The organism is Paenibacillus validus NBRC 15382 (assembly GCF_004000985.1).
Classification (GTDB): domain Bacteria; phylum Bacillota; class Bacilli; order Paenibacillales; family NBRC-103111; genus Paenibacillus_G; species Paenibacillus_G validus.
In genome coordinates this window covers 79995-95585 of sequence record NZ_BIMH01000013.1, presented here as the reverse complement: position 1 = coordinate 95585, position 15591 = coordinate 79995, and the positions used below count along the sequence as shown (strand labels likewise).

General features: G+C 38.9%; 10 protein-coding genes. All 10 read right to left on the bottom strand.

Annotated features, from left to right (window positions below):
* Window positions 1-150: 150 nt before the first annotated feature.
* The 10 genes from PVA01S_RS11585 to PVA01S_RS11540 all read right to left on the bottom strand — a co-directional run bounded on the left by PVA01S_RS11585 (window position 151) and on the right by PVA01S_RS11540 (window position 15591).
* Complete coding sequence (locus PVA01S_RS11585; RefSeq protein WP_127607684.1) at window positions 151-1860, bottom strand: UvrD-helicase domain-containing protein; 1710 nt, start codon at window positions 1858-1860, stop codon at window positions 151-153.
* Window positions 1845-3914, bottom strand: a complete 2070-nt coding sequence (locus tag PVA01S_RS11580) for an ATP-dependent nuclease (RefSeq protein ID WP_127607682.1) — start codon at window positions 3912-3914, stop codon at window positions 1845-1847. The genes PVA01S_RS11585 and PVA01S_RS11580 overlap by 16 nt, the downstream gene beginning before the upstream one ends.
* 164 nt (window positions 3915-4078) lie before the next feature.
* Complete coding sequence (locus PVA01S_RS11575; RefSeq protein WP_127607680.1) at window positions 4079-5884, bottom strand: hypothetical protein; 1806 nt, start codon at window positions 5882-5884, stop codon at window positions 4079-4081.
* Between the two features lie 103 nt (window positions 5885-5987).
* Complete coding sequence (locus tag PVA01S_RS11570) at window positions 5988-6362, bottom strand: hypothetical protein (protein ID WP_127607678.1); 375 nt, start codon at window positions 6360-6362, stop codon at window positions 5988-5990.
* Between the two features lie 125 nt (window positions 6363-6487).
* Complete coding sequence (locus tag PVA01S_RS11565) at window positions 6488-7315, bottom strand: hypothetical protein (RefSeq protein WP_127607677.1); 828 nt, start codon at window positions 7313-7315, stop codon at window positions 6488-6490.
* Window positions 7315-7779: a hypothetical protein gene (locus tag PVA01S_RS11560; RefSeq protein ID WP_127607675.1), complete on the bottom strand. Its 465-nt coding sequence runs from the start codon at window positions 7777-7779 to the stop codon at window positions 7315-7317. Before PVA01S_RS11560 ends, PVA01S_RS11565 begins: the two co-directional genes overlap by 1 nt.
* 139 nt (window positions 7780-7918) lie before the next feature.
* Window positions 7919-9841, bottom strand: a complete 1923-nt coding sequence (locus PVA01S_RS11555; protein ID WP_164751805.1) for a TnsD family Tn7-like transposition protein — start codon at window positions 9839-9841, stop codon at window positions 7919-7921.
* Between the two features lie 16 nt (window positions 9842-9857).
* A complete protein-coding gene (locus PVA01S_RS11550) occupies window positions 9858-11588 on the bottom strand; it encodes a TnsD family Tn7-like transposition protein (RefSeq protein ID WP_127607671.1) in 1731 nt (576 codons plus the stop codon).
* A 75-nt stretch (window positions 11589-11663) separates the two neighbouring features.
* Window positions 11664-13418, bottom strand: coding sequence for an ATP-binding protein (locus tag PVA01S_RS11545; RefSeq protein ID WP_127607669.1), 1755 nt, complete (start codon window positions 13416-13418; stop codon window positions 11664-11666).
* On the bottom strand, window positions 13411-15591 hold the full coding sequence (locus PVA01S_RS11540; protein WP_127607667.1) for a Mu transposase C-terminal domain-containing protein: 2181 nt from the start codon (window positions 15589-15591) through the stop codon (window positions 13411-13413). Before PVA01S_RS11540 ends, PVA01S_RS11545 begins: the two co-directional genes overlap by 8 nt.

The following is a 15591-nucleotide window of genomic DNA, read 5'->3' as shown; positions in this document are numbered from 1 at the left end:
ATTTCTTATAAACGTTTTCTTACAGATCCCGGTAATTTGTTTTTTGTTATCGGGTAAGCATGAAAACCGATGTTTGCGATGCTGAATGGATTGCAAGACTGTTACGAGTCGGATTAATCGAACCGAGCTTTATTCCCTCTGAGGATCATGCTAGGTTTGCGAGCGAAGATCATGAAGGTTTATTACTATACATCTACCCATCAATGCATTTTGGGATACCTTTGAAATCTCCGGCACACAAATAAACAAATTCTTTTTCGCCCTACTACAAGCTACATAGTTAACCCTGTGATCTTCATTCCCATTTATATCAGGATCAAGTAAGAACCCTAAATCCCTTTCTTCATTGTACTTATAACCGTCCTTACCTTTGACAATTACCATTACATTATTGAACTCGCTGCCTTTAGCTTTATGGATAGTACGATGTAAGCTACTATCCTCTGTTATCTTCACACTTAACGCTATGCCCGAATATATCGTAGATTTATAATAGTCTTCTATTAATGAAGGTGCTTTTTCTCCCTTACTCTCCATAATCTTTGGAATGTCAAAATATCCTGTCTCTTTTACCCTACAATAAAGTTTCCACAATGGTTCATCGCTATATGTACTGTAATCATTCAACATCATCCTAATAAAATCTATTGCGGACTTTTGTCCATTATAATCATCTTTATTTCTTAAATGTCTACTTAACTCTCTTATTGCATCCTTGAAATGATTGAGCCTTGCATACTCTATGGCCTTGATAATTGAGATTATAACCTTTCTGCGATCAGCGTTGGAATCTACAAATGCCTCATCGATCAACATCCACTTTTGCCCGTCTTTATAATCCTTCTTATTTCTAACGGAATTCGCCATGAGATTGGAATATGAAAGAGTAACAACTTCTTCCTCGCCTACAACATCCTGCACATGTTTTAACGCCTGCAAAGGTTCGCCTACGATAATACATGGGGTGCTCCCTACTTTATTGTCTGGGCTTCTTTGGATAATATCTTTCCTAATTACGTTCAACAGCTTAATTATGTTTTCAGTACTTCTGTGGTTATCTTCCATTTTGTAGGAAGCCATACCTGGCAAGAAAAAATTATCAAATTGCTTAACATCCGCACCTTGGAACTCATATATAGATTGAGCTTTATCTCCAATGACACCTACAATTGTTTCTTTCTCAGCTATTAGTTTTATTATTTCAGTTTGGACTGGGTTCGTATCCTGGAACTCATCAATGAAGAAATAAGGGAATTTAGAACGTATTATACGAAGGATTTCTTTAGATGAATTTAAAATCTCCCAAGCAAAGGCCAACACATCTTCGTAATGTATTATCCCTTTTTCCCAAAACATCTTCTTATATTTAAGTAGGCTCTTATGAAAGTCACTCTTCCTACCTCGTATATGTAACTTGCACGAAGTACCCTCAATAAACCAAAATACTTTCTTCATGTCTTGCTCTTTTATGTTTTTCATACCCAAATCTGTTTTTCTAAAATAACCATTAGAGATAATATGTTCGTAGGGTGCATCTATTTTTAAATGATTGATCCCATGTTTATCACTAATTAAATACAGATATGGCTTAACGATATGCATAAAGAGAAAACTATGTATAGTACTAACTTCTACATGGTCAAGTTCATCACCAAGTCTTTGTACAATGGTCTCGACGCCCACATTTGTGTAAGTGATACAAGCTATTTTTCTATTTCGCCCCAACCGATTTGAATTATGGAGAACGTTCTTAATATGACTAATTAGAAACTTTGTTTTCCCTGCTCCTGGACCAGCAGTAATTTTAAAGTGTTTTTCGATGTCAATCAAAGAATCCGAGTTAATTAACTGCAAACCCATGCTATCGCATCCTTAATATAAGCTGGAACTTTAAAATTCTCGATATTCTTCTTTCGGTAGTTTTCTTCTAACGCTATTGCTAACTCGTAAGCATTCTCACCCTTTTGTAATGAATTTAAGTATCTCGATGCAATCAAATGTTCCCTATTATCAGAACCAACATACTGAGCGATGCTTTCAGCAATTCTAGAATTCTCCTTACCCTTCTTCCCTAATAATTTGAGCATCTGATCAAGTGTTTTACCTTGCTTATAAGAATCGATTAATTGTGAGAGTTCCTTCGAATTAGAAATAGACTCGGTAACTATCAACTTACAACCAGGATTTGTATACGCAAGAGCATATTCGAATGTCTTCCCTTGGCCGATTTTTTGTGAAAAACAAGCAATATTTCCTTTGAGTTCTTTCTTTTGAGGATCAATTGAATACTTTCCAACTAAATCGTTTGAACATGATTTATAAGTGTATTTTTCCTTATCTTGGTCTAGTTCATATGGATAACATTTTTCGAAACTTGCGTCTTCTACGTTCTCTTTCCTAACAGGATCAAGATCTGTAATGCAGGCAACTTTCTTGTGAATGGTATGTTTATTATCTGAGTCGAAAAGTTTAAGAAAGTGCCCGAAATAGCGTCCAGCTATATTAATAACCGATATGTGGCTGCTCTCTAAATCGTAACCTTCGTATTGAGCGAATAAAGACATATTTAGTTGCTCAGTAATTCCCTCAACAAGGATTACCCCCTTAGCAAACAACATGTCACACTTTGTGGAATCCAAAAAACGCTGTACGTATGCTTTTGACTTTAAATCGTCACCAAAAGCTTTGCCTAAATATCCAACATTTAATGTATTATCGTTCTTCCGATGAAAACAGATAATTTCATCTAAACTAACTGCCGCGGTTATATTCGGCGAATGAGTTGTAACAAAAACTTGTCTAGCCTTATCCTTTATATTATTCCTTATAAACTTTAAAAACTTATACTGCATAGCAGGATGTAGATGTGCTTCAGGCTCCTCAATAACTAATATGGGAAAAACCTTCGCATTACTGCCAAGATAATCACCCGAAGCATCTTTCTGCATTTTAGCCAATAGTAGAGACATAAATATTAGATTGTTGTATCCCAACCCATTATGAGTTGCAGGAATAGATATGCCTGTTTGATATTTAACAATTAATCTTAGGGCTGAATACAGTTCTGTATCCATTATGTGACCATCGAAATCTGGCTCTGCATTACCAAACGAAGCTCCAGTATTATTTGCGTAACTAAGCATTTCTTTTTTTCCATGCTCCATTCTTCGTTGCAAGGTCTTAATCAACGAAGATGCATGAGTAGAGAATTCTTTTTTTAATTGCTCTATCTCTCCCTGTTGTTTTGTTTTATCCTTGGTTTTATCACTCTTTATTTCATAATCCATAAAAAAATCAATGACTTCTCGTAAAAGTGTGTTCTTGCCAGTAAACAGATCGCGCTCAACATCCCTGATGGCATCTAAAAATTGAAAATCAAATTTCTTCAAGCTTTCTGTATCTGCAACTTGTTTAAAATCTGGGTTTCCCCCGTAAATGTTGCTCTTATACTTTCTTAGAAAATTATGTTTTATTGCTAACCAATACTGTTCAATATCATCGGAAGCAATGTTTGCTAATGTTCTTTTATATTCCGCCTCTTCCTTTTCAGGCAAATAAAACACATACGTTAATTGCGCTTGATAAGGACTTTTCAATTGAGTTAACCATGTCGATACTGTTATCAAATCCTCAGAATATTCAACTTCATTAGCAGATTCTGCAAAAGTCACCGTTATTGACACTTTAGGTGATTTTTCTTTTAATTCTTGAATGCTTACTTCCTTGTTAAAGTCATCTATTGATAATCTTTTGGAAGATCCATAGTTTAATACTAAATCAAGTGCTTTTAGTAGATTCGATTTACCAGAGTTATTGTGGCCAATAATTACATTGACGCCCTCATTAAATTCTACAATGTTGTTTGATCCTTTAAAATTTCGAAAGTTTTCTACACTGATTTGTGATATATACACTTTCTATGACTCCTCTTCTCTTGCTTAGCATTATTTAAGTTATCTATCTGTTTATGTACATGAATCGTATTGGCCCCCAGAAAATACAATGAAGAGAATCCATGACACTGGTATGATCGCCATCTTAAAACAAAAGCTGATCTTATGTAACTCCATAAGTCAAATCAATTCTTATTATTTTCGAATGACCCCTTCGATTTGTCTTGCTTTGGTCGGTTAACTTGTTCTAATAACCAAATAACGTGCCACATTCCGGGGAGAAAGAGAGCCGCAGCCCATTCATTGTAGATAAAATCTGTAAAGAAGATAATTCCTGCGGATAGGATGAAGAGAAGAAGATGCACAGCCATCTTACTTAGTTCTAATCGCCAAATAGATGGGCAATAGCGATTTGCTATTGATTTCCCTAAAAAATACAAACAAGCCATTAGCAAATAAAGAACTACAAACAAAGCATGTGCTCTTGTAATGTCAGAACCATATAGACTTACATAACTTTCATAAAAGCTCGAGAGCACACGGGATAAAAGACCTGACATCACTAAAATAACCCAACCAACTGCTAAAAATAAAGCTATTGTAAGTCTAACCCCAAAATGTCGCTTATTCCGAGCTTGCTCAAACTCTATACGTAAGTTTTTGAAGCCTGTATAAACAGAGTCACCGACCTGAGTCAACGTCCGTCGAACTGAATTTGGTATATTGCGCAATCTATCTATCCTTTTTCTACATCGCGAGATAATTGCTGCACGTTTTTTTTGCAGCCAACTTTTGCGACGAGATCGGTACGCGTTTAATAACGGTACGTATGAGTGAAGGAGATAGTGGCCATGAATCATTCCACGGATCGAGCCTCCTCCAAAATAGATCGCCTTACGTAACAAGGGCATCATTTCAGAGGCGGGGACGTTGGTATTGCTGCATGCACTATCAAATACTTTTTGTCCTTTGCTCTTACTGGCCGCTTCTCTATATTTGAATATAAGGATTGGAAATGTTGTACCTAATGAAAAGGGCAAGATCACATATTTCAATGTTTGCTCATAAAACAATCTGAACCCAGCTTCGTCCTTAAACTCAAGATAAGAAAGCATCTCTTTGTTAGTCTGCAAGTAATCGAACAATATTTGTGAAATAGGCTGCGCCATAAGAAGACCGAGAACCGATACTGCTCCAAAAAGGAAGGCCACTGTCTCTAGGGCCAGCCTACTTTTTTCTAGTTTATAGACAGGTTGAATGATAACATACAACAGTTGGAATGCGAACGAATACATAAAATTATAAAAGGCAAACCTTTTGTCTGTTCCAGATTGAACAAACATGTAAACATAGCTATCAAAAAAGCTGTTCAGTGGTATCGAATATGGAATGCCTGTAATATGAGATAAGTATTGGTTTATTTCATTTAATACACTTAGGAAAAGTGATAAGGAAATAAATGGGCTGGTTAAAGAAACCAATGGTATAAGCCAGCGTCGGCTCGTAATGGATAAAAAGCAAAAAGCATAAAAGATTAACCCAAGCCATCCTGTAAAGACAAAGTCATTAAACAACCACCTATCAATTGAAAAGGCGAAAGGTCCCCACACCCAACTTACAATAACACTAAAAGATACAAAATAAGAAAATAGCAGCGAAATCCCTTTTCTGAACAATCTCAATCTAGCCTTTAAATCCTCAGCTGTACTATCAATTCCAATATAGTTAAACTTTCTAATTCTATGCCACAGACGACAAGTTAGCTTGGTCTTTGCTACAGTTATTCCCAAGTACGGAATTAACCATAATGCTGCTAATAACACTTTTAAGCACCATGGCAATAAAGAGGAGAAGTAAATCAAAAGAAGGAGAACATCAATAATCAAAAAGCGACTTACTAACCCCAATTTTCGGCTACGGCGCAAAACTTTGAAAATGATTTTTTTGTTGCAATTCTTATAGATTCTTATAAAAGTGTTTAACCTGGTCAATTCATAGACCTCCGTTAGGAACCAAGTAAGCTGTAGCGGTTTGAGGCCGCCCTTTTATACTGTGCGAAGCGGCATCATCCATGCCGTATAATAATTAGGGCTCCTAGGTTTCCCAACGCTCCTTACAAATATTCTCTGCTTCCTCAAGAGACAATTGTTCAAGAAGCTGCTCAAACTCAAGAATGATCGCGGCTGCATCCATCGCTTCCAAATAGCCAACTTTATTCAACGAAGCTATTAACGTACCTACTGCTCTTTTGGCAGTAATCTGGTTACTTAGATGATAGGCAAGATTATCTATGAATAATTCACTATTGGAAATTGCCGCCTTTTGATTGATTGAATCTTTTGTACTTAAGAAAAAACGGATTGATTCAAGATAATTAGCAAAGGTATCTTCACTGGGAAGTTTTTTAATATGATGATCCAAAATACTTATCAGAAATGCCACTTTCTCTGTATCGTTTAGTAAAGTCAAGTTCTTTCACCCCCATGTTTATTCGTAAATACTGCCGCGGCAATGCATGTACGAAGTTTGGACAAAGCCTATTGCAATTCATGAAAGTGCTTGGTAATACATGGTTTTCGCATGCACATGAGTCCTTAATTTCCAACAAGCTCCCCAACTTTTTCAACAAGCTTTTGCCAATCAGTAAGTAATGCAGTTGTTGCAACAACCCCCTTTGAAGCTGATGCCATATAGCTTTTTATGTTTTCCATCGCCTTCCTTAATCTAGGCAATTTGGGATTAGGTGATTCCACCTGCTCTTGAATAGTCTCCAAATCGTCAGTCAAACTTTCTTTTTCATCTACTGACAGTTCACTTACCTGAATAGCAGGCAACAATTTTTCAATCAGTGCCTTAATCTCGTTTACATCGTTATTGGTTATATTGCCAGTGTAAGTGACATCTCTTCCAGCTGCGTTGACGTTCCCGTAGTTATTGCCAATGTTTTGATATATATTGCCCATAACCTTATCTCCTTCCAGCAGCATCATTTTCTTAGCCAATGCATCAACAACAAAATCAACCAAGGACTTGAACGCGCTGTCCAAAAAATCCCTGACTATGTCATCCCAACTTCCTTTGCCGTGAATAAAGCTGTGCGCAACCCCTTTAACATCCTTATTTTCTGAGCACAAATACGACATATAATCATATTGGGCTTTCAAATGACTAGCCTCATCAACAGGAGGTTCTATATAGTTCCATCCGGAACCTTCTATCAGAAAACACTGCTTATAGTCGAACTCCACTCCTCTTATTCGATCCTGAATAATGCTGCTTATAACCGGAGTTGAGTCGATATAGTTTTTGAAGCGTTTTAATTGAACCGTTGCAGTATCCGCATCACACATCAGCATGTTGCTTGAAACTCTTCTAAACTCTAAGCTCAAGAGTCTGTACTCTTTGTACTCCGTTGTATTCACTATATATCCACCCCACAATAAGGACAGTAGACTTTCGAAACACCGGCACAATAAAGAACTTTCACATGCTGCTCGCAACAGCTGCAGGCAAAAATCTCTTCCGTTGTGTCACGATCCTTCAGTTCTCTAACGTTAACCGTCTTAAGAGGCTTGAAATCCATTTTTATGACCCCTTTGCTCGTGCTATTAATGTTACGAGCCATTTTACCAAAAGTCTTATTTAGTTGTTCAATAGCATAATTCATGGCCAATGCTTCTATCTTCTCGACAGTCTCTTTGGTGTAAAAGTTATTTTTGTTGCTCGTTAGCCCGCAATATGGACAAAACAGATCCATAACTGGCTTCTCGTCGTGTTGTAATTCATCCGCTCTCACCTTAAATTCCGAACTGCAGAACGGACATTCAAAAGTCACAAATCCTTCACTATCGCCCTGGATTGTAAATGATAGGGTTACCTGGGTCACCCAAATCCCCTCCCGAGTTCATTTCGTATGCTTTACCCTCAGCCCCACTAATACTTTATACCTAGTTTATCATCCCATATTTCTATTGTTAAGTCTTGTAAAAAGAACCAAGCAGATAGATTGCTTGGTTCTTCTACAGTCAAAATGTCATTGTCTCCAATTGGTTAATGATCCTTTCGTCCACCTCTGCTGTACTTCTCCTGTACATCGGGCTGAACGTTTTTATACTATCAAGGGAAACGACTCTCTTGTTGTATTTTTTCATCTGTTCAATAATTACTGGAAGATGGCGGATTAAGTAGTTTGCGTCTGACTCAACCTTGCTTTTTAGTAATTCTGTAACTCTTGGGAATTTTTCAGGTGCATTCTCTAAATGCTCGGTAATAATCTTGGGGGCATGAGCCAAAATAGTATACTTTCTTATCTGCTCAGCGGGATTTGATCTGTACAGGTCATCTGCTGCCGCGGCTAAAATTTTGCTGTATTCAAGATCTAACTTGGCCCAATCCTTTCGAATCCGATTTTTTTTGCTGGGAGGCAAGTTTTTCTCCATCCAATCCCGGTCGTTCTTTAACATTTTATGATACAGATGATTATATCTTTTAGCCAACTCAGTTCTTGAAATGTCGCTATTTTCCCGCATTATTGCAAGTATCTTTTTGCGATTTTCTGTTAACAACGTGGTGACCTCTGATGTTGCAGCAACCTCGTCATTATTATCCATAGACGATGCCCATAACATTTCAAGCGACTGAAGTATTCTAGTGTCTGAAGCCGGCTCTTTATGCCGGTTCAATGAACGTTTTATTTGGGTTGGGGATGTCTTTAACCTTTTTGCAATAGCATTATTACTTAAACCACTTGAATGAAGTTCCAATACAGTTGAATGCCACAATGGACCCATTGTTAACACTGCATAAGGCTTCTCGTTACTATGATCGTTTAATTTCCATCTTCTTGAGAAACTAAAGCCACATAGCGGACAACCAAATAATCCCGAAATATATCTTCCATCATGATCAACACGAACACATTTTTTGATAACTCCTAAGCCATATCCTTCACATACCGGGTTATTGCAAATCCATGGCCCATTCCCAAATGGTATCGGTATACAAAAGGCTCCGTTCTCCGATATAAAATGTTCAACTGAACCAGATAAAAACATCATAATCAGCACATAGAGCAGAATATTTTTAACACCCTTACATGAAAGAAAGAAACTGTCCGAATTAACCTGTGCTTTCAAGTCGGTAGTCAAGTATCCCTTTAAACCATTGTCTTTCAGGAAATTATCAAAGTGCTGAAGAATTTGTTTTCTGTCAACGCCACCCGAGTACTTCATGTATCCTTTTAGTCCCAATGCATTTTTCAATTTTGCAAATATCTCTTCCCGCGATACCTGCTTGGAGTACCTAACCATCTGATAGAAGTTCGTAAGGACTCTCTGTTCGATATTATAGTTGGAGGAAACCGATTCTTCTTGACAATCTGATAGATTGCAACCACATTCACACTCTATAGAAGCTAATAATTGTCCATCTTTCGCTCTAGCCAACTTCTTATTACAGCTTGGGCAATGCACAATCAATTTACTGCCATGTTCTGGGCAGCATGTTATAAAAGTCAGTTGGTGTGTCCTATGCAAATAGACTTCACCATACTTTTGGTTGTCATTCTTCATGCACACGGGACAATAACGTAAGTCCTCTGAAATAAACCGATCTTGACCTTTGCCTAGTAAAACAGCAATATTGGAATCGCCTGCATTTTCCATGATCTCTTCAATGGCCCTTGATAACCGGTCTTCAGGTATGAATGGTTTGACCCAGTGAAAATAGGTATGGTTAAACAAAAAATCACCCACGGACATAAAGCGACTTGGCAACTGTTTAATTAAAAAATTTAAGTTGCGAGGAAATACGGTTAAACTGTAGACCTTTCTTCCGAACAACTCTGAATTTGTTACTGAAAAATCGCTGTTACCCGAAAGCACATGGTACCTAAATATTATGGACCTACTATCTTCATCTGGATATAAGATCGGTAAATACGATAACATAAGCATCGTCCCTCTTTCATGACTGACACTCAACGAGTTCCATAAATTTGTCTTTAACCATTTTCTTTAATGGATGATTCAAGCCGGCTAGCTTCAATAATCTCCATCCTAACACCTTACCTTCCGTCTCATTAAGCTTGCTTGCTGCCCATATTAACCTGCGAACTTGAAATGTCTCTGTAGAATCGACATGTTTCTTAATGAATTCATTGGTTCTGGGGAGCTTGTTTAGATTCTTCATAAGCTTATGTGTCAGGTTACCTGAATCCGTATATCTAGCTATTGAGGCCAACGATATTCTTAGGGGATTAGGCAACTGTTTCATCTGTTCGACCGCCTTTGCCACCACATCATACAAAATCTCGTCTCGCTGATTCCAATCCACTTTTCGTTTGACTTTCGATAGCGAACATCCTTTCTCGTTGTTTCTGTTTCTTCTCGACCTGGCAGGTTGACTTTGATTTCTCATCTTATGCAAAGCTGCTTTATTAGTATTAAGAAGCTCCGTTTGAGTTTTTACAGTCCCAGGGTCGACACCGAGAATTTTTGCTTTCTGACGAAGGGATGTATTGGTTTCATTAAGACACCTTAGTTTGTCATACCAAACTGGACCAAAAGCTTTAATTCTGCCTATGCGGTTTCGATCCTCATCACTTGTATCCGGACCTCTTCTTGAATATACAAATCCGCAACAGCAATGGAAGGTGCCGACCGGCTTTGAAGTTGTTGAGCAACGAGTAACTACACATTTTTCAACAACACTTTGATTGTAATGATCAGCCGCTTTATTGAGACATGGCCAGGGGCCGCTTCCAAATGGAAGATTGTTGGGGGTGACCGAAAAACCACCGACAGATTTTTCAAAAAAACCGATTAGTAATAGATGCCTTAGCGGATGCGTGATTTCTTCTTGATCCCTGATTATTTTATGTAACCACGTATCAGAGCTGTTTGAATCGATACCACAGTCTAGATAATCCAGCAGTTCATCAGTGTAGAAATTCCGAAAATCATGTATAAGACGATTAAATCGTATCCGGCCGCCTACTGTTTGGTATCCTTCCATCGGCAGTACCCTTCTATAGGATGTGGTCTCCTCTTTAGATTTTGACTGGGACTGTAGAAGTAAATTCGATTGAACAGCAATGTATTCCAGATGATCACACCAGTTGGCGTCAATAACGGGTTCGGTAAAATTCGATTCACCGTGTATTGCCAAAGGCACAAATGAATATTTGTGATGAAGAGTTGAGTATTCTACCGTACTGACCCTTAAGATGATCTTATGCAACGGACACATTATAACACCGGGCAGCTGATGGCAGCGATGCCAATAAGGCTCGCAAATCTCACTATCTGCTTTATAGCAATCAGTACAAAATCTTAGCCTTGCCGGCAATTTTATAGAAGTAGCAAGCAATCCCAGGAAGGCATGAACTTCCCCTTGTTTACTCCCATTTTCCATCAAGGATTGTACTTGATGAATTTTCTGTTGCTTCATAAAGTAAGTGTAATAGGGAAGTAGGGTATGATTGTTGATGATTTGATCGGTCGTATATTGTCCATTCAGATTATCGGCAAGACTCATTAGGTGACTTGGCAGATCTGCAGTCGCACAAACCGATCGATTACCGAAAAGGTCCTCGATGGTTTGTCTTTGTATCTTATTTCCTGAAATTACATGGTACCTGGCAATCCCGCTGTAAAGCAATTCATCCTCATAAAGAGTCGGAAAATAAGCTAGCAATAGAATCACCCTCTCAGATAAGATCCTATTGCTAGTTTTCCCTATTTTACATGTCCCTAGTACTCAAACAATCCATTAAATTATTAGCTTCGATAGCTCATCCTCCGACGGGATACTTCCTATATCCACTAGCTTTTCATAGATTACCTCTGTATCCTTTTCATTGTTTGCTACGGCATTTCTAAGGTCATCCTCACCAAGCATAACCTGCTGCTTTTTCTTCTTTTGGGCTTTACTGTTCCCCTTTTCTTGGGCTTCTTTCCCCTCGTTACCACGGTTTTCATCTTCATCCGTCATGGAGTTGAACGTAATATCTTTAATAAGTTGTTTTCGTAAATCAGCCATATCCTTCTCAGCCTCATTAGACTGAAGAACCCTATTAGCAGCTTCATAAGCCATATCGTAAGAAGCCCCGAAATCCATTGCTGTTTTTACAAGCTCAATTAGCTTCTCTTCGTCCTGCTCAATTTTTCCATCACGCAATATTTTTGTTCTGACCTCTCCTTGAATATTGACTTTCTCATCTGCCTTTTGTAAATATTGATCCAACACGTTCCACTTAGGATATAAATCATCTATTGCCTCTAACGCTCGGGGATCTTTACTTCTCAAAACCTTTAACATAGGCTGAACCAGCTGCATGTGCTGTTTGGCAACGGTCTCCAGGAGAGCCCCTGTTATTTTTTCATTATCGTTTCCGTCCTCGATGGCTTGCCACTGGGCTAACATGTACAACTTAACCGCAATATCTACAATTCCCTGAGAAAGCTCATACATTTTCTTACTCAAATGAGGCTTTAGAGGCGTTTCAGTAGCAGTCCATTGATATTTCCACAGAGCATTTAAGAAGAAATCCCACTCCTCGCCTTCATTTAGTCTATCCATGATCAGGTCCCCTTGTCCCGTGCTTCTTCTTGCTTGACTGAAGGAACCTGAAAGAAGCTTCATTGCCTTAAACGTCCCTACTAATACCACAGGAACACCAATCGTATTAATCAATTGAGTAAAGTAATTAAGCATCTTCTCAGCGCCGCCACTCTTAAGAAAACTCAAGTTTTGAATTTCGTCAATGACTAGTACTCCTAACCCATGTAATGTAGCGATATGAGCCATCACTGGAATTAACATATCTACCGATACTTTTTGAGTCGAAAATTTCCGGAAATATTTAGTACCCAAATGCGAATCTACGGATTGTAAAAAGTTAAAGCACAACCCTTTCAGCGAACCATCAAACGGGCAATTTAATTTCAGCCAAACAACTTGCTTACGGATAAAAGGTTGCCCTTTATAAGTCGAGTGATGGATGACCTGCGGGTATAAAAGTAATGAGCTCTCGATTGCCGTTGTCTTCCCCTGTCCACTTACTCCAAGGATAGCGAATCCGGCAGCGGTAGATCTCACCCCTGCAATATTGCTTCCTGTTGAATCAACTCCTCCTTCAAGAACCTCTTTAAACCCTATATGGAATTGTCTCATGACTGCTGGAGAGAAAGGATTTCTGGCTTTATAACCATGGCGGATTAATCTCGACAGCCTTTGTTCCACCAGAAAATGTGAAGGTAACGGCTCGACATAATCGGATATCTGTTGAACAAGATGCAGCCTTGTCTGCCGTCCTAATTTACGTTGCCTTTCATCGTAATCAGGGTATTTCCTGATTTGTAATGCGACATCTTCTTCTTCAAATATCGGAGGCAAAGCTTCTATAAAAGGATTACCCCTATAGTCAGGAATCTCCTGTTCAGAATAGCTTGCCTCCTCTTGCCTGCCTATAAGGCTCGGAGAATACTGGTAATAATCAACCTGCTGTTGAGCTTGCTTAACCATGCTTTTTCTCCTCCGTCTCCCTTAATTTTGCGAGTAGACCCAGCTTTGATTTAGGCTTATATGTTTCTAGAGGGATTACATGATCTCCAGGAATAGATGGTTCGTCCGTCTCCTCATTTGGAGACTTACCCAACTCATAAGCTTGTTCTTTTCGCAGCTTTTCTCTCTCAACGGCTTTAGTCCCTTTAATATTGGACTTCCGTTCAGACTTTGTTAAGGAATGGTCTTGGCTATCGGCACTCCGCTTCATTGCTTCTTTCTTAATCGCTTCTAACTTCGCGCTTAAGGTTACTTCTTCCTGAAGTTCCGTTTCATCATAGTACAAGCTTCTTGACAGTTTTTCCTCGTACCGGGTTGACTTGACCTCTTCAAGGCTCATATTTATGAATCGGGAAGACTTGGCCAATAAGTCGCACTTTATAAAACCCTTGCCATTGTCCGTCTTCACATAGACATGATTCATACATCTTCTGTCATAAGCGATCGGCACCTTTTGTGTTTTCCCTTTAACGAACCAACCCTGACGCGCTAATTCTTCACAACCATAATACATTCCTTCAAAGTATATCCCCTCCCGATTCACAGTAACTTTTGCCTCGGGCAATACATTCAATCGAACGATATCCGGATGAACATTCTTCAAATAGTGATTATGAGATATCCCCCAATTCCATAAATCCCTTGCAACGGGCCGCACTTTATCCAATGCCTGATCTTTGTCTAAAGGGTAGTATTCCATGTAATGATAGTTGTTCCTTTGAAGAATCATCTCGATCATCATTTGTGTAAATTCTCTAAGTGTGAGCTTCGCATCTAAAACGTAATCCGGTCCCCCGCGCTTTTTGTATTCTTTCTTCACAGCACCAGGCGTCCATGGTTGGAGCGTCACGTTCAATGTTCGAAATTGCTGTTCCACAATCCCCTTTAGATCAGCACGATACGGAGGCGCGTTCTTTAGTTTAATTCCTAGCGCTTTACCAAGCGAGTCGGCATTTTTACTCTCCATCTCGCCGCGGTCAGCCATAAAACTTTCTGGCATATGGTGACACGGCCACTCTTCCTCTGTAATTTCGATATCATACTGCCTGCAGAACTCAACCTTATTTTCCACTGTATTTTCAATAGCCATCATGACTCCAAGCCAAGACGGACCTTCAAACCCAACATATAACCCGACAACCATATGACTGTATACATCAACAACAATATATACGACAGGCCTGCCGACAATAATATTGGGATCAATTGCACTTACCAAATATACATCTGTTACCGTTGCATCAACTTCGAAGATTTGGCCTGGTCCATTAGCTTTCCTAGTTTCTGATCCTAGCAAAGGCCTGAAATCACGATTGAATGTAACCTCGCCTTCTCGGGCGATTAGCAGCTTGCGCTTGGTATAATACCTTCGAATGTGATATCGCAATTGAGCAATACTTGGTACATCGTGTCCTGGAGGTATTATCGGGATCTCATATTTCCCCTTCTTAATGGTATCAATTTTATAATGATTCTTTAGCATCTCAATATATGTATATTTCACGGAGTCCCTTCGATTTATTTTTAAATAAACATCTCTTATAGCCTTATCGAATATTTTTCGATGACCCTCACTTATTAAGACTCCTTTTAACTTGGGATCTACAGAAATGCTGGTTTCTCTGGGTCTGCCCATCTTTTGAGTTGGATTCTTCTTACTGCCCTTCCCCCCGCATTTTCTGAATCTGGGAAGTAGAGCATTCACCATCTTCCCCCCAGTCCAGTAATAGCGTAAGTATTTATAGTAAAGGTTTTTTCCCTTACCGGTTCTTTCCACCTCGCTCTTTATGATTTCATACCGCTCTTTTGGATTGTAGATGTTAGGCTCCAGTTCAACTATGTCTTTAATACATTCCCAGGCTTCATCTCTAAGGCGAATTTCTTTTGGGGTTAGAAGTTCTTCCGAAACCATAAATCTGGAATATGGGTCATGCTCGCGCTTAATCATCGTCCCTTCAATAAGCTCTTGTTCAATAGATGAGATACGCTTAAACTCAGGAACCCCGGTTTTTTTTATAATAGAAATGGTAACGGCACAATCCTCCGACTGATTCAGCCACAGGACCCTCTCGCAATCAACAAGCTTTGATTCCGCGTCTCTCTTTTCAAGCAGAGTATTGATAAATAGCTCCAT

What these genes read in the sequence shown, in the direction of transcription:
- PVA01S_RS11555 (WP_164751805.1), bottom strand. Translation starts at nt 9,841, where the DNA reads ATGTTATCGTATTTACCGATCTTATATCCAGATGAAGATAGTAGGTCC.
- PVA01S_RS11545 (WP_127607669.1), bottom strand. Translation starts at nt 13,418, where the DNA reads ATGGTTAAGCAAGCTCAACAGCAGGTTGATTATTACCAGTATTCTCCG.
- PVA01S_RS11585 (WP_127607684.1), bottom strand. Translation starts at nt 1,860, where the DNA reads ATGGGTTTGCAGTTAATTAACTCGGATTCTTTGATTGACATCGAAAAA.
- PVA01S_RS11540 (WP_127607667.1), bottom strand. Translation starts at nt 15,591, where the DNA reads ATGGAGCTATTTATCAATACTCTGCTTGAAAAGAGAGACGCGGAATCA.